The 14,754-nt window shown below is 63.3% G+C and carries 18 protein-coding genes; 4 read left to right on the forward strand and 14 right to left on the reverse strand.

Features of this window, described 5'->3' with window-relative positions:
• Nucleotides 1–25 precede the first annotated feature (25 nt).
• The 6 genes from C5J22_RS16680 to C5J22_RS16700 form a co-directional block, all read right to left on the reverse strand.
• Entirely contained in the window at nucleotides 26–925 is a 900-nt protein-coding gene (locus C5J22_RS16680) for a metal ABC transporter substrate-binding protein (protein WP_105439114.1), read from the reverse strand.
• A 29-nt stretch (nucleotides 926–954) separates the two neighbouring features.
• The gene (locus tag C5J22_RS16685) at nucleotides 955–1,827 is read right to left on the reverse strand and encodes a metal ABC transporter permease (RefSeq protein WP_105439115.1); all 873 of its coding nucleotides are present in this window, start codon (nucleotides 1,825–1,827) and stop codon (nucleotides 955–957) included.
• On the reverse strand, nucleotides 1,824–2,591 hold the full coding sequence (locus tag C5J22_RS16690) for a metal ABC transporter ATP-binding protein (protein WP_105439116.1): 768 nt from the start codon (nucleotides 2,589–2,591) through the stop codon (nucleotides 1,824–1,826). The genes C5J22_RS16685 and C5J22_RS16690 overlap by 4 nt, the downstream gene beginning before the upstream one ends.
• Nucleotides 2,588–2,710 (reverse strand): hypothetical protein, encoded by a 123-nt coding sequence (locus tag C5J22_RS31925; RefSeq protein ID WP_256386135.1) that lies wholly within the window; start codon nucleotides 2,708–2,710, stop codon nucleotides 2,588–2,590. Before C5J22_RS31925 ends, C5J22_RS16690 begins: the two co-directional genes overlap by 4 nt.
• Before the next feature lie 208 nt (nucleotides 2,711–2,918).
• Nucleotides 2,919–3,404 carry a peroxiredoxin gene (locus tag C5J22_RS16695; protein WP_046631163.1) on the reverse strand — a complete coding sequence of 162 codons (486 nt, stop codon included), beginning with the start codon at nucleotides 3,402–3,404 and terminating at the stop codon, nucleotides 2,919–2,921.
• Nucleotides 3,405–3,542: 138 nt separating this feature from the next.
• Nucleotides 3,543–4,400, reverse strand: coding sequence for a protein-disulfide reductase DsbD domain-containing protein (locus tag C5J22_RS16700; protein WP_245440411.1), 858 nt, complete (start codon nucleotides 4,398–4,400; stop codon nucleotides 3,543–3,545).
• A gap of 162 nt (nucleotides 4,401–4,562) precedes the next feature.
• Here C5J22_RS16700 and C5J22_RS16705 point away from each other — a divergent pair, with 162 nt between their 5' ends.
• From C5J22_RS16705 to C5J22_RS16715, 3 genes are all read left to right on the forward strand, one after another.
• Complete coding sequence (locus C5J22_RS16705; protein WP_105439118.1) at nucleotides 4,563–5,168, forward strand: YqgE/AlgH family protein; 606 nt, start codon at nucleotides 4,563–4,565, stop codon at nucleotides 5,166–5,168.
• A gap of 93 nt (nucleotides 5,169–5,261) precedes the next feature.
• Nucleotides 5,262–5,453, forward strand: a complete 192-nt coding sequence (locus tag C5J22_RS16710) for a CsbD family protein (RefSeq protein ID WP_046631166.1) — start codon at nucleotides 5,262–5,264, stop codon at nucleotides 5,451–5,453.
• 92 nt (nucleotides 5,454–5,545) lie between these two features.
• Complete coding sequence (locus tag C5J22_RS16715; protein WP_105439119.1) at nucleotides 5,546–6,613, forward strand: putative zinc-binding metallopeptidase; 1,068 nt, start codon at nucleotides 5,546–5,548, stop codon at nucleotides 6,611–6,613.
• A gap of 242 nt (nucleotides 6,614–6,855) precedes the next feature.
• On the opposite strand, the gene C5J22_RS16720 is transcribed toward C5J22_RS16715, so the two are convergent.
• The 6 genes from C5J22_RS16720 to C5J22_RS16745 form a co-directional block, all read right to left on the reverse strand.
• Complete coding sequence (locus C5J22_RS16720) at nucleotides 6,856–8,010, reverse strand: acyl-CoA dehydrogenase family protein (protein WP_105439120.1); 1,155 nt, start codon at nucleotides 8,008–8,010, stop codon at nucleotides 6,856–6,858.
• 203 nt (nucleotides 8,011–8,213) lie between these two features.
• On the reverse strand, nucleotides 8,214–8,666 hold the full coding sequence (locus tag C5J22_RS16725) for a DUF1801 domain-containing protein (protein ID WP_105439121.1): 453 nt from the start codon (nucleotides 8,664–8,666) through the stop codon (nucleotides 8,214–8,216).
• 21 nt (nucleotides 8,667–8,687) lie between these two features.
• The gene (locus C5J22_RS16730) at nucleotides 8,688–9,155 is read right to left on the reverse strand and encodes a DUF1801 domain-containing protein (RefSeq protein WP_105439122.1); all 468 of its coding nucleotides are present in this window, start codon (nucleotides 9,153–9,155) and stop codon (nucleotides 8,688–8,690) included.
• Between the two features lie 11 nt (nucleotides 9,156–9,166).
• Entirely contained in the window at nucleotides 9,167–9,382 is a 216-nt protein-coding gene (locus C5J22_RS16735) for a hypothetical protein (RefSeq protein WP_105439123.1), read from the reverse strand.
• Nucleotides 9,383–9,457: 75 nt separating this feature from the next.
• A complete protein-coding gene (locus tag C5J22_RS16740; protein ID WP_105439124.1) occupies nucleotides 9,458–9,889 on the reverse strand; it encodes an SRPBCC domain-containing protein in 432 nt (143 codons plus the stop codon).
• Nucleotides 9,886–10,209, reverse strand: coding sequence for a helix-turn-helix transcriptional regulator (locus C5J22_RS16745; protein ID WP_046631613.1), 324 nt, complete (start codon nucleotides 10,207–10,209; stop codon nucleotides 9,886–9,888). Before C5J22_RS16745 ends, C5J22_RS16740 begins: the two co-directional genes overlap by 4 nt.
• Before the next feature lie 293 nt (nucleotides 10,210–10,502).
• Here C5J22_RS16745 and C5J22_RS16750 point away from each other — a divergent pair, with 293 nt between their 5' ends.
• Complete coding sequence (locus C5J22_RS16750) at nucleotides 10,503–11,207, forward strand: helix-turn-helix domain-containing protein (protein WP_105439125.1); 705 nt, start codon at nucleotides 10,503–10,505, stop codon at nucleotides 11,205–11,207.
• 6 nt (nucleotides 11,208–11,213) lie between these two features.
• Here the strand turns inward: C5J22_RS16750 and C5J22_RS16755 are convergent, their stop codons facing one another.
• Together C5J22_RS16755 and C5J22_RS16760 are read right to left on the reverse strand one after the other, a co-directional pair.
• A complete protein-coding gene (locus C5J22_RS16755; RefSeq protein WP_105439126.1) occupies nucleotides 11,214–14,126 on the reverse strand; it encodes an EAL domain-containing protein in 2,913 nt (970 codons plus the stop codon).
• Nucleotides 14,123–14,734, reverse strand: a complete 612-nt coding sequence (locus tag C5J22_RS16760) for a GNAT family N-acetyltransferase (RefSeq protein ID WP_046607106.1) — start codon at nucleotides 14,732–14,734, stop codon at nucleotides 14,123–14,125. Before C5J22_RS16760 ends, C5J22_RS16755 begins: the two co-directional genes overlap by 4 nt.
• Nucleotides 14,735–14,754: the final 20 nt, after the last annotated feature.

Below are 14,754 nucleotides of genomic sequence, written 5' to 3' on the forward strand. Positions count from 1 at the left end.
TTGCCCGCAGCCTACTCTTGCGTGATCAGCTCGACTTCGCCATCGCCGCAGCGATCTGGTCGACATTATAGCGGAACATCTTTTCATAGGTCGGCGCCGGCCCCTTGGCATCCGAGAGCGATTCGACATAAAGCTCGCCGCCCGGCTGGGCAGCGGTCGCCTTGGCGATCTGCTTCACAAGCCGCGGATCGTTGGAATTTTCGAGGAAATAGGTTTTTACGCCCTCGGCCTTGATCTGCCGGATCAGCTTGGCGACGTCGGCGGCCGAGGCTTCGGTCTCGGTCGAGAGGCCGAGCGGCGCCAGGAAGCTGACATTGTATTCGCGGCCGAAATATCCGAAGGCATCGTGGCTGGTCAGAACCTTGCGGCGATCGGCCGGCACCGCGTCGAACTTGGAATGCGCATAGGCATTCATCGCGTCGAGCCTCTGGAGATAGGCTTCGGCATTCGCCTTGAAGGCGCCCGCATCGGCCGGATCCGCCTCCGAAAGCGCCTTTTCGATATTGGCGACCCAGACCTTGACGTTGACCGGGCTGTTCCAGACATGCGGATCGGTCACCGTCTTGCCGTCTTCGTCCATGGTGCGGGTGTTCACCCCTTCAGACACCACGACCGGCTTGCCCTTGTAGCCCGAGGCGGTGATCAGCCGGTCCATCCAGCCTTCCAGGCCTTCGCCGCTGACGAAGGCCACCTGCGCCGCCTTGAGGTTCCGGGCGTCCGTCGGCGACGGCTCGAATTCATGGGGATCGCCGTTCGGGCCGACAAGGTTCGTCACCTTCACGTGTTTGCCGCCCACCTGGGAGACGACATCGCCGAGCACCGTGAAGGAGGCGACCACCTTGAGCGTGTCGGCAAAGGCCGGCACGGCGGAAAAGGCCATGAGGGCGGGAATGGCGGCGGAGAGAAGCAGTCTGCGGGATATCATCGAGGTCTCCTTGAGATTGACCGGTGGTATCAGCCCTTCAGATGTGGGCTGGGAAACAGCCGCCGGGCAAAACCTGACGGTGAGAAGAGAATGGAAAGGCCGTAGATCACCGCAGCCGTCATGATGATCGTCGGGCCGGAGGCGAGTTCGAGGTGATAGGAGGCGACCAGCCCGACATAGCCGGAGACGGCCGCCGTGCCGGCGGCAAGAGCTATCATCGCGGTCAGGCTGCGGCCCCAGAGCTGCGCTACCGCGGCCGGCAGCATCATCAGCCCGACCGCCATCAGCGTGCCGAGAGCCTGGAAGCTCGCGACCATGTTCAGCACCACGAGCAGCAGGAACAGCGCGTGATAGACCGGCCCGCGGCCGCCGACGGTGCGCAGGAAGCCCGGATCGAAACACTCCGCCACCAGCGGCCGGTAGACCAGGGCAAGGGCAACGAGTGTCACCGATGTGATCGAGCCGATGAGAGCGAGTGCGGGGCCGTCGATCGCGAGAATGGTGCCGAACAGCACGTGCAGCAGGTCGATATTGGATCCGCGCAGCGAGACGATCAGCACGCCCAGGGCCAGCGAGGTCAAGTAGAAGCTCGCAAAGCTCGCATCTTCCTGCAGCACGGTGGCCCGGCTGACGATGCCGGAGAGCAGCGCCACTGAAAGACCCGCCACGAGCCCGCCGATCCCCATCGCCGTCAGCGACAGCGAGCCGGCGACGAGATAGCCGATCGCCGCACCCGGCAACACCGCATGGCTCATGGCATCACCCATCAGGCTCATGCGCCGCAGCATCAGGAAGACGCCGATCGGTCCGGAGCCGAGCGCCAGGCACAGGCAGGCAACCAGCGCCCGGCGCATGAAGCCGTAATCGGCAAACGGCGCGATCAGCAGGTCATAGGCGCTCATGCGACGACCCCGTTGCTCGGGGCCTTTCCGCTTGGGCTCTCGCAAATCCCTGCGCCGTCGTCCCATCGCTCCGCCATCATCCGCGCCTTGAGCAGATTGCCGGCCGACATCACCTCCGCCGTCGGCCCCCAGGCGATGCATTCGCGGGCCAGAAGCAAAGTTTCCGGAAAATGTGTCCGCACCTGTTCGAGGTCGTGCAGCACGGCGATCACGGTGCGGCCCTCGCCATGCCAGTGTGCGACGATGTCGAGCAGGTCCTGTGTCGTGCGCGCGTCGATGGCAGTAAAGGGCTCGTCGAGCAGGATGACCTTCGCATCCTGAAGCAGGAGGCGTGCAAACAGCACCCGCTGGAACTGGCCGGCCGAAAGCGAGCCGATCGGCCGCCGTTCGAACCCGCCGAGGCCGACGGCGGCGAGCGTGCCGGCCGCCTGGGCATGTTCCTTCGGTCCGTTCGCCCTGAAGGCTCCCGTATGCCGCCACGCGCCGAGCAGCACCGTATCGAGGACCGAGATCGGGAAACGCCGGTTGATGTCCGCCGCCTGCGGCAGATAGCCGAAATCGCTGCGAACGAGCTGATGTTGCAGCCGCCCTTCCGCCGGCCGCAATTCGCCCATGATCGCCTTCATCAGCGTCGACTTGCCGGCACCGTTCGGCCCGGCAATCGCGGTCAGGCTGCCGGCCCGGAAGAAACCCGATACATGATGGACGGCAGGATGCCGGTCGTAGGTGACCGTCAGGTTATCGAGCGTGAGGAGGGCGTTCACGGAAGCATCGCCGCCCAGGCGATCGCCAACCAGAGAAGGCCAAGGAGCAGCGCGACGTAGACGAGGCGGCCAAGGGCCGAACTGCCGATCAGGCTGGAGGATTGAGAGAGTCGTGCCATCGCTGTCGCCATTTATGTAATAACATTACGGTTATGTTATAACAAATATGGCGGAAAGAGGGCGGGGAGAAAGTGTGTCCCGCGGACATGGCGCTGCCGGGTTCCTGTGACAAGCGCAAGAATGAGGATGACGCTGGCCCCATCCTCTCCCTTTCGCAAACAAAAAGGACGCCCGCAGGCGTCCTTTGGAAGCAAAATTAACGATGGCTCAGAGCTGTTCCAGCATCGCGGCGGCGCCGGAGACGGTGGCCTGGCCGGGGCTTTCCTCGACGTTGAGCGACTTGACGACGCCGTTTTCGACCAGCATCGAATAACGCTTCGAGCGCACGCCGAGGCCGCCGGCCGAAAGGTCGGCGTCGAGGCCGAGCGCCTTGGTGAAGGCGCCGTCCCAGTCGGCCAGGAAGTGGATCTTGCCGAGGCCGCCGGTCTGGGTCGCCCAGGCGCCCATCACGTGCCAGTCGTTGACGGCGAGGACGGCAATGTCGTCGACCCCCTTGGAGAGGATCGCGTCGCGGTTCTCGAGATAGCCGGGTAGGTGGTTCAGCGTGCAGGTGGGCGTAAAGGCGCCGGGCACGGCGAAGACAACCACCTTCTTGCCGTCGAACAGCTGTTCGGTGGTGATCTCCACCGGACCGTCCGCGGTCTTTTCCTTGAACTTGGCTGGGGGAAGTTTGTCGCCGATGGCAATCGTCATGGGGCTCTCCTCGGTTGGGCGAGCGCCTGTTCAGGCCCGCCATTCGCGGCGCACTATAGAGCGCACTTTCGCCAAGACAAGGGAAAGGCCGCAATGCAACAGGCCGCCGGAGGCAGGTCCGATCAACAGGACGTGACGTCACTCGAAGGCGAGCGAGGTTTCCATGGCACGGTTGCCGGCGATCACCAGAATGCCCCAGCGCTTGCCCTTGATGTCGTAATTCTTCGGCAATTTGCCGACCGGCATGTCGAGCGCGTAGGCGTCGCCGTCGCGCCGGCCGTTGACGCCGTCGAAGAGCACGTGGCCCTGCGGACCGGTGACGATCACCTGCGGCGGTGCCGAGGCCTCGGGCGGCAGTTTCAGCTTCAGGGCCAGCTTGTCGCGCCCCTGCGTCATCGCGTAGTAGGTAACCGCGAAATCGTCCGAGGGCGGTTCCGGGAGTTTCGAGGCCGCGGCGTTGAGGATCATTGCTTCCTCGACGGGCGTGCCCTTGGTGGCTCCGAGCTGCAGCGAGAATTCCGCCTGGAACGGAATGCAGATATTGCGGCATAGGCCGACGAAGGCGGAAGCGCCGAGGTTCAGCGGCTTGCCGGGATCCTCCATCTTCAGCTCGAAGGGCAGGGTGACCGCATGATCGTAGCCGATATCGCGCAGCTTGCCGTTGTCGATCCGCTTCGGCACGGGATAACTCATGCTGTTCAGCGTCACGCCGCTTGCCTTGGAAAACATCATCTGCGGCGGAATGCCGGCATCGCCCGGCTCCTTCCAGTAGGTGATCCAGCCGGCCTTCGGTTCGATCTGCAGCGCGCCGCGCACCGTGCCATCGGGCTCGGGCGGCATCGCCACCACCCGCATCCGGCCGCCCTCGTTGCTCGCCCAAGGCGTGGTCTCGGCGCAGCTCATCGTGGCAATGCCCAGGACTGCGCCTGCAGTGATGCAGGCGGCGAGCGCTGCGGGCGCCCGGGACGGAATGCTGCTCGGCAAAATTCTCTTCATCGACCAAGCGTTTAACCGATTGGCCTTGCCCGAACCAGTCACGAGCCTATGCAAACTGATCATTTTCGGTTGATTGATCGGGGAGACTGCCCCATCTTGATGGAATTGCAATTGACGCTCTCCTGCCCGTTTGGCCGGGCCGGAAGGCAGGCTGGAGGCATCATGTCTTTCTCGACCCTCGAGGACAAGAGCGAACGGGGCTTCCTGGATGGACAGTTCCTGATTGCCATGCCGGGCATGCAGGACAGCAATTTCACGCGCGCCGTCGTTTATGTCTGTGCCCATTCGCCGGCTGGCGCGATGGGCTTCATCATCAACCGCGCACAGCAGATTTCGTTCACGGACGTTCTCCTTCACTTGAAGATTATGGATCAGGCCGATGCGATCATGCTGCCGGTGCAGACCCGGGATCTGCCGATCCTTTCGGGCGGTCCGGTCGAGACCGGCCGCGGTTTCGTGCTGCATTCGGACGATTTCGTCAGCGAATCCTCAATTCCGGTGAGTGACGACATCTCGCTGACCGCAACGCTCGATATCATCCGCGCCATCTGCGACGGGCGGGGACCGGCGCGTGCCACGATGCTGCTCGGTTATGCCGGCTGGGGTGCCGGCCAGCTGGAAATCGAGATCGCCAACAACGGCTGGCTGAACTGTCCTGCCAGCGACGCGCTGATCTTCGACCGCGCGCTGGGAGGCAAGTACGAACGCGCCCTGGCGCTCCTCGGCGTCAGTCCGGAAATGCTCTCCAGCGAAGCTGGCCACGCCTGATCGCTCAATTTCGAAAGATTTCCGGAACGAAGCCTGCAGCCCGGAGTTCTTTTCCCAGCAGGACGATGGGCGTCCTCACCGAGGAGAAGCACGATGGGCAGCACCAGTGACAAGATGGCCGGCAAGGCCAACGAAATGACCGGCAAGGTCAAGCAGGCAGCCGGCGACATGACCGACAATCCGAAGCTCAAGGCAAAGGGTGCGGGCCAGGAAGCCAAGGGCCATGCGCAGCAGGCCAAGGGCAAGGTCAAGGATGCGGCGAAGGGTGTTGTCGACCGCATGTAACGGTTACTCTACAAGCTTAGAATGCGAACCTGTTCCGGCTCCGGCCGGAGCAGGTTTTCTGTATCCGCCCATTTGAAACCGACGGACGTTCCATGCGCCTCTACGACTGCGATCATTGCGGCCAGACCATCCATTTCGACAATCGCTCCTGTGTGAACTGCGGCCACCGGCTGGCCTTCGTCCCGGAGCATCTGGCCATGCATGCGCTTGCGCAGGATGAAGAGGAGGGGGCATGGCATCTCGTCGCCCGGCCGGACTACAAGGTGCGCCACTGCGCCAATGCCGCGATGGATATCTGCAACTGGACCGTCAGCGCCGACGATCCGCATCCCTTCTGCCCTGCCTGCCGGCATAACCGCCTGGTTCCGGATGCCTCGACCGAAGTCGGCCTCAGCCAGTGGCGGCGCATCAGCCAGGCGCAGCGGCATCTCTTCTACTCGCTGATGCGCTGGAACCTGCCGCACACCAATCGCGACGAGGATCCGCAGGGCGGTCTCGTTTTCGATTTCCTGATTGACGAGGTTCAGCCGGACGGCACCATCGTACCGGCCATGACCGGCCACGAGGACGGCCTGATCGCGATCCGCGCCGCCGAGGCCGACGATGCGACCCGCGAGCAGGTGCGCGTCTCGATGAACGAGCCTTACCGCACCATGCTCGGGCATTTTCGCCATGAAACAGGTCATTACATCTGGGACAAGCTGGTGCGCGACGGCGGCAGGCTGGAGGAGTTCCGCGCCATCTTCGGCGACGAGACGATCGATTACGGCGCGGCGCTGCAGAGAAATTACGAGCTGGGCCCGCCGCCCGGCTGGCAGGATTTCTACATCAGCACCTATGCCAGCACCCATCCTTGGGAAGATTTCGCCGAGTGCTTCGCCCATTACCTGCATATCGTCGATACGCTGGAGACAGCCCGTGCCTATGGCATGGTGATCGAGCCGCGTGGCCATGCGGAAATGGCGGCGGAAGTGGCTTTCAATCCTTATGCGGCACGTGATGCGGAACAGCTCGTCTCAGCCTGGGTGCCGTTCAGCATGGCGCTCAACAGCATCCACCGCTCGATGGGCCAGCCGGATCTCTATCCCTTCGTTCTCTCGCAGGCCGTCATGGTCAAGCTGGAATATATTCACCGGCTTATCCAGGCGCAGAGGGGATAGCCCCGCCCCAAAAAGAAAACCCGCCTTTCGGTGGATCGAAAGGCGGGAAGTAGTTTATGGGGCGCATTCAGAGACCCCTGGGAATTAGGGGGCAAGATCACGATTTCGTCAACTCCAAAACATGCATTATCATATTTTTGAGACGCTACTTTGCGTTGAACTTGCTCTCCTGATGATGCATTCCGAAGCAGGAATACAGCCTATGCTGGTTTTTGGACGTCGCCACCTCAAGCTTTTGTTTTTCAAAAGGTCCTGAGCGTATCGAGACCGAGGGCGATGCGGCCGGAAAATTCCTGCTGCGGTCCTGCCCTCATGGGGTGATAACGGGCGCCCTGAATGTCGCGGAACCGGCGTTCGAGGCCCTTGTCCCGGTAGAAGGCTGCGCCGCCTGCCGTCTCCATGGCGAGTTCCGTCGCGGCGATTGCGTGGCGGGCGACCAGCGAGCGGCCGATCATGATCTCGTTGGTCGTGGCCGGCGAAGGTTCGCCGCGCTCGGCCGTGGCAATCATGGCGGCATGGGCGTATTGCGCGGCCCTGAGCTCGGTCTCCATCCGCCCGGCAAGCTCGATCACATGGGCGTCCGGCTCCTTCCGCTTCGCCATCTCGACCGCGATATCGCGCGCGCTTTCCGCAACGCCGAGATAGGCCGCGTAGATCAGCGGGAAGGCGACCATCGAGATGATGTGGAACAGCATGTGCCATTCGCCCTGGTTGCGCTTCAGCGCCACCGCCTCTTCAGGCACCACATGGCCCTCGATCATCACGTCGTTCGAGCCTGTGCCGCGCATCCCCATCACCTTCCAGGTGTCGAGAATTTTGACATGCGGCGATTTCATCGGCAGGCCGAAATGCAGGACCTTCGGTCCATCCGGTTCGTCGAGCACCGCGCCGGTCATCAGGATATCGCCGATCGGCGAGCCGGAGGTGAAGATCTTGCGCGCGGTGATCCGGTAGCCGCCATCGACCTTCTGGGCCTTGCCCGATCCTTCGATCCAGTCCGAGCCGCCGCTCGAGAGCAGGATGACCCGCTCCGCCGCCACGCGTTTGAGAAGCGGCATCACCGGTGCCGCCTTCTGACGTGTCCAGCGCCAGGCGGGGATCGCCACCTGATGCGTGTGCATCGAAAAGGCGAGCGCCGTCGAGCCGCAGTGGTGGGCGAGCTCCCGGATCATGTCGCAGAGTTCGCGAACCTCAGCGCCGCCGCCGCCGAGATCGGCGGGGACGCCGGCCTCGACCAGGCCGGAATGGCGCAGGTCGCGATAATTGTCGGCGACGAAGGCATCGCCGTCATCGGCCTCCGCGGCGCGTGCGGCAAAGACCGGCCAGAGCGATCTGGCAATGCCGACCGCATTCGAATGGACCGTGTGGGCGGGTTTGAGTTCGGTTGCCGTTGTCATTTTTTTCTCCTCCCATGTGTCGAGAATGGGCGGAGTGTTGGCCGCTCGGCGAGCCGCCGCAAGTACAGGAAATGGACTAGACCCTGCCGGACACAGATCGCCGACACCGCGGCGCCGAGGATGATCGGGGCAAATCCGGTAACTCGGAGCCCTTGTCAGGGCATCCGGAAAGCGGATCGATCCGTGCCGTTTCGCGATGGTTTTCAGGCGCTCTTCGGCTTCTTCGGGGAGCGGGCGGGGCGGGCGGAATTCAGCGTCACGGCGGCGCAAATGAGTGCCTTCAGCGCCTCCTCATCGATCTTGTCGCCCTCGTGAAAATCGATCGCACGCCTGGTATTTCCGTCGAGGCTGGAGTTGAAGAGGCCTGAAGGATCCTCCAGCGAAGCCCCTTTGGCGAAGGTCAGTTTCACGGCGGCCTTATAGGTCTCGCCGGTGCAGATGATCCCGTCGCGCTCCCAGACCGGGACCCCTCGCCACTTCCATTCCTCGACCACGTCGGGCTCGGCCTGCTTGATCAGGAACCGGACCCGGGCGAGCGTCTCGCCCCGCCAGTCGCCAAGCTCGCGGATCCTCGCATCGATCAACTGCGCCGGAGAGGGGTCTTTGTCCGCCGGAATGCTGTTCATGGTTTCCATGGTTGCCGTCGCTTTCTTCATGCTGTCGCCGTTCGCCCGTCGCTACATCCGTTCGCCGGGCAATTGGCTGGCCTGCTTCACCCAATCGGCGAGCTGTGTTTCGTCGAGTTCCTCTCCCTCATGGATATGGAAGTAGCGCGTCTGCGGGGTTTTGGACGTGCCGGGGGGGACGGGATTGAGCGAGGTGCCGCGGAAGAATGCCAGCTTGATGTAGTTCGTGAAGCAATGGACGCTGAGGAACCAGCCGTCGCCCTCGATGCCGTAGAGCGGCGAGTTCCATTTGACCGCCTTGTAGACGTTGGGGACGGTTCTGGTGACGAGTGCGTCGAGGCGCCGCCCGACATCGCTTTTCCAGCCCGGCATGGCCGCGATATAGGCCTGCACGGGTGCGTCGCCGTAACCCTTGGCGATCTGCGGGTTGCCGCCTGAAAGGAGAGCCGGCTCCGCAGCGACGCGGCTGGCGGGTGCCGGCTTGGCAGCCCCGGATTTCCTGGACGTCTTTTCAGCCATTCTGTTCACTCCTATCCGCTGGTGTGTTGCCCGCTACGACGGGCGTAGGGCAACGCGAACAGATAAAGACCGCTCAACATTAGCAGGAACAGGGGGATGAGGGGAGAGTAGACGACCCACAAGGGCGGCTCTCCGATGCCCATGGCGACGAAGTTCGCAATGACCGTCGCCGTAAAGACGATCGACAGCCAGCGGTGGACCTGCCGAATTGACGTGTTCCAGTTCAACGATAATACCTCCTCGAAAAACGAACGGCACTGCCGTCCTGTAAAAAAGTCCAGGCCCAGGCCTCTTGCAAGGCGTCAGTCGATCCTCGCCAGAACGGTCTCCAGCGCGCCGACGAATCCCTGCCATCCGTGGCGGGCGCCGTTATAGGCGAGCGTCTGATCCGGCCGGAAGCCCGACTGCTCCATGCGCAGATGGGTTCCTGTGCTGGTCGGGGTAAGCGTCAGGGTCACAACGCTTCTCAGATCGTAGGCCGCATCCTCATGCGCATGGTCCCAGGTGTAGGAGAGCTTCCTGTGAAGCTCCACGGCCAGCACTTCGCAGTCCAGGACGCCGCCCCACTCGCCGCGAAGCTTGAAACGGTGACCCACGACCGGCTGGAAATCGTTCTTCATCAGCCATTCCTCGATCAGGTGCTGTTGTGTCAGCGCCCGCCAAACCTTTTCCGCCGGGTGGGCAATCTCCCGCTCGACGACGACGGTGCGTGTTTGGGTCGAAGTATCGTTCATTGGTCCATCCTTTTGAGCAGGTCTTCGAGGCGGTCGAAGCGGTTTTGCCAGAACCCGGCCATCTGGCTCGTCCAGTCGACCAGCGGGGCGAGCGCGCCGAGCTGGGCACTGTAATGCGTCTGGCGGCCCTCATGGCGGTCGCGCACCAGCCCCGCCCGCTTCAGCACCCCGAGATGTTTAGAGACGACCGGCTGAGAAACCCCGGCCTGCGCCGTCAGGACCCCGACCGTCCTCTCGCCTTCGCGGCACAGCCGCTCGAATATGGCTCGCCGCGTCGGGTCGGCAAGCGTTCGAAAGAGCACATCGTGAGCGTTCGACACTGAATTCATACCTCGTTGGCTATGGATTGACGTATAGCTCTAGAGCTATGAATGAGTCAAGTGGGGATGAGGCGGCAATGCTATGCCGATTGCTCTGTAATGATAGCGTTTAGATTCGTCATGCCTTGGCAGCTATGTATCGTGTCCGAGCGTTCGGCACGCGCCGGGATGGACGAGGTGTTTGATATCCGTCATCCGGAGCCGCCCCGTTGTCAGGCCAATAGTACATAAAGCGGACTTGGTCGGTTTCCGGAACGGGATTACTCTGCCCCGGGGCATGCGAGGAGATGGCGATGTTGGAAGTGACCGCGAGCTACGGCCAGTTCTGTCCGGTGGCGATGGCGGCGGAGATATTCTGCACCCGCTGGACGCCGCTCGTACTCCGCGAACTTCTGTGCGGCAGCTGCCGTTTCAACGACCTCCGGCGCGGCGTGCCACGCATGTCGCCGACCCTGCTTTCGAAACGGCTGAAGGAACTGGTCCAGGCGGGCATCGTCGAAAACCGCAAGGCGGCCGACGGGGTGATGGAATATCACCTGACGCCGGCCGGCGAGGATCTGCGCGAGGTGGTCATGACCCTCGGCTTCTGGGGCCAGCATTGGGTCGAGACCCAGCATTCGCTTCAGAAACTCGATCCGTCGCTGCTGATGTGGGACATGCGCCGCCACCTCGATCCGACCCCGATGCCTCCGCGGCGTTGCACGGTCCTCTTTCTCTTTCCCGAGCGGCCGGCGGGCCAGCAGCGATACTGGCTGGTCGTCGACGGCCGCGATGTCGATGTCTGCTCGACCGATCCCGGCTTCGAGATCGACCTCTACGTGACCAGTTCGCTCCGGACGATGACCGCCATCTGGATGGGCATTGCGACGGTGCGGGCCGAAATGGCGCAGGGAAGGCTGGAGCTGGACGGCGATCCGGAAATGGCGAGCTCGATGCAGCAATGGCTGGGCCTCAGCCCCTTCGCCCGCGAGCGTTCGAGAGCGGGCAAGGCCGCTTGAGAAAGCCTACGCCCGCTTGGTCAGCGGGAAGCGCTCTTTCAGAAGACGGAGCACGGCATCTGCCGGGGCAGGCGGGCCGAACAGATAACTCTGGCCGAAATGGCAGCCCATCTTAGCAAGTTCCGCCGCATCCTCGTCGGTCTCGACGCCCTCCGCCACCACGGTCATTTCCAGCGCACGGGCCATGGCAATCACGGAACGCAAAAGGACTGCCCGCTTTTCCGTTGCGTTGCGAACCAGCGCCTTGTCGAGCTTGATCGTGTCGAACGGGAACTGCGTAAGGTAGGCGAGCGACGAATAGCCGGTGCCGAAATCGTCGAGCGCGAGGCTGAGGCCCGTCTCCTTGAGTTTGCCAAGCACCAGCCGCGCCTGTTCCGGGTTCTCCATCATCAGCGACTCGGTGAGTTCGAGCTTCAGCTGGCCCGGATTGACCTGGGTCTTCTGCAATAGCGCGCGCACGTCGTTGTAGAGATCGGCGTTGAGAAGCTGGGCGCTGGACAGGTTGACCGACACGAACACCGGCAGGTCGCCGGTCTGGCCCTGCCAGACCATCAGGTCCGAGGCGGCCCGGTCGAGGGCGAACAGGCCGAGCGGGCCGATCAGGTCCGACATTTCGGCAATCGGAATGAACTCCGATGGCGGGATACTGCCGCGCTTGGGATGATCCCAGCGCATCAGCGCCTCGAAACCGGCTATCTCGCCATCCTTCAGGCTGATGATCGGCTGGTAGGCGAGGAACAGTTCCTTGCGTTCGATCGCGCGGCGAAGATCGGTCTCGATCTGCAGCTTGTCGGCGCCCGCGGCCCGGAAGGCGGGGCGGAAAGGCTCGACGCGGTTGCCGCCGGAGCGTTTCGCCCGGTACATGGCAAGTTCGGCGTCGGCCAGCATGCCGGAGGCGCTTTCCTGCTGGTCGACCCACGAGGAGAGGCCGATCGAGGCAGTCAGGATGATTTCGCGGTTGGCGAAGTTGATCGGCACCATGATCGCCTTGGAGACCGCATCGGCAAAATCCGCCACCTTGGCCGGGTCGCGCTCGGAGACGAGGATCAGTCCGAACTGGTCGCCGGCAAGCCGCGCCAGCGTGTCCTGCGGCTTCAGCAGCCGGCGCAGACGGCGGGTCAGCGCGATCAGGATATTGTCGCCGGCCGCGATGCCGAGTGAGTCATTGACCTGTTTATAGCGGTCGATGTCGATCGCCATGACGGTCGGCCGCACGGTGTCGCCGGCCGGCGCCAGCGTCAGCACCGATTGCAGCCGGTCGAGGAAGACCTGGCGGTTCGGCAGGCCGGTCAGGTTGTCGTGCAATGCGTCCTGCAGCAGCCGCTCGACGGAATTTTTCTGCTCGGTCACATCGATGATCGTGCCGACGCAGCGGATGATTTCGCCGTTCGAGCCGAGCACCGGCCGGGCGCGAATCTGCAGCCAGTGGAAATGCCCGTCCTCGGCGCGGATGCGAAATTCGTGGTTCAGGCGGCCGCGGCGGTGTTCGAGCAGCACGTCCAGCGTCGCTCGAAAGCGGTCGCGGTCGTCGGGGTGCAGCCGCGGCACCCAGTTGCGCACCGGCCCGTGCATGGCGCCGACATCGAGCCCGAGGCGGGTCGAGATGTCCGGCGTGGTGACGACGCGGTCGCGGGCCACGTCCCAATCCCAGACGGTGTCGCCGCTGCCGGTGAGCGCCAGCGATTGCCGTTCGAGATCGGAGAACAGGCCCTGCTGGTAGGCGCCGCCGGCAAAGGCGTGCTGCATGACCGTGAAGCCGATCAGCAGCACGATCAGAACCAGACCGCCGCCAAGCGCCGGCTGGATGATGTCGTTGTCGAGCTTGCCGGTCACCGTCAGCCAGCCGGCGAAAAGCCAGACCAGGATCAGCGCCCAGGTCGGCACCAGCAGGATCGCGCGATCGTAGCGGTTGAAGCCGAGATAGATGATCAGCAGGATGCCGACGGTACCGGTCAGTGCGAACGAAAGGCGGGCGATGCCCGCCGCGACCGAGGGATCGTAGATCGCCACGCCGCCGAGCAGCACCAGGCCGACCACCCAGGCAAGCGTCGCGTAACCGAGATGCACGTGCCAGCGGTTGAGGTTGAGATAGGTGAACAGGAAGATGACGAGCGAAGACGCGAGCGCCACCTCCGCCGCCGCGCGCCATATGCGCTGGTCGCCCGACGTGACGGTGATCAGCTTGTCGAGGAAACCGAAGTCGACGCAGATATAGGCGAGTACCGCCCAGGCAAGCGCTGCCGCCGCCGGCAGCATCGAGGTGCCCTTGACGACGAAGAGAATGGTCAGGAACACCGCCAGCAGGCCGGCAATGCCGAGCACGATGCCGCGATAGAGCGTGAACGAATTGACCGTGTCCTTGTAGGAGTCCGGCTGCCAGAGATAGATCTGCGGCAGCGACGGCGTCGCGAGCTCGGCCACGAAGGTGATGGTCGAACCGGGGTTCAGCGTGATCCGGAAAACGTCGGCATCCGGGCTCGGTATACGGTCGAGCGCAAAACCTTCCGAAGGCGTGATCGAGATGATGCGCTGCGAGCCGAGGTCCGGCCAGAACATTTTCGAGTTGGCGAGCCGGAAATGCGGCGCGACGATCACCCGTTCGAGCTGTTCTTCCGAAACGTTGGAGAGTGCAAAGACCGCCCAGTCACCCTGGTGGCCGGGAGAGCTTGCACGCACCTCGATGCGGCGGCGGATGCCATCCGCAGCGGCGGCGGTCGAAACCTGAAAGGCCTCGCCCTGGTTGACGTAGATATCGGTGGTTCTGGTGAGGTCGAGCGCCGTGTCGTCTCGCGAGATCTTGACCGGCTCCGCGGCGCGCACACCTGGCGCCGTCGTCAGGACCACGGCGGCAGCGAGGAGGGCGATGATTGCCGGAAAAAAGCGGATCAATGACGCAAGACGCAAGGCTGAGGCGTTCATGGCTTCAGCATCTTCCCGAACTCGCCGTCTTCCGGCAGGCGGGAAAACATCAGGTGGTCGCGCCATTCGCCATTGATTTTGAGATACTTGCGCAAAAGACCTTCCTGCTCGAAACCGGCCTTTTCCAAAAGCCGGACACTTTTCCAGTTCTCCGGAATACAGGCTGCCTCGATCCGGTGCAACTGAAGTCCGCCGTAGATGTACGGGATAGCCACCTTCAATGCGGCCAACATGTGGCCTTGGCCGGAATGTTTCTCGCCCATCCAGTAGCCGACCATGCAGCTCTGCGCCGCACCGCGGCGGATATAGCCGATGGTCAGGCCGCCGAGCAGCACCTGGTCGTCGCGGCGGAAGAGCAGCAGCGGCACGGCAAGGCCGGAGGCATATTCCTGGCCGCTTCTGACGACGCGCAGGCGGAACGCCCCCTCGGTCAGCTCGTCCGGCCGCCAGATCGGCTCCCAGGGCTGCAGGAACGGCCGGCTTTCCGAGCGCAGCCGCTGCCACTGTTTGTAGTCGGAATAACGGGGAAGCCGGAGCAGGTGGTTTTCGCCATAAAGCTCTGGTGTGTCCGGCTGTCGCGACAGGAACCGAAACACCGATTTGGTCATGCTAACGCTGCTCCGGGCAG

Origin of the sequence: Neorhizobium sp. T25_13, assembly GCF_002968675.1 — a bacterium.
Taxonomy (GTDB): Bacteria; Pseudomonadota; Alphaproteobacteria; order Rhizobiales; family Rhizobiaceae; genus Neorhizobium; species Neorhizobium tomejilense.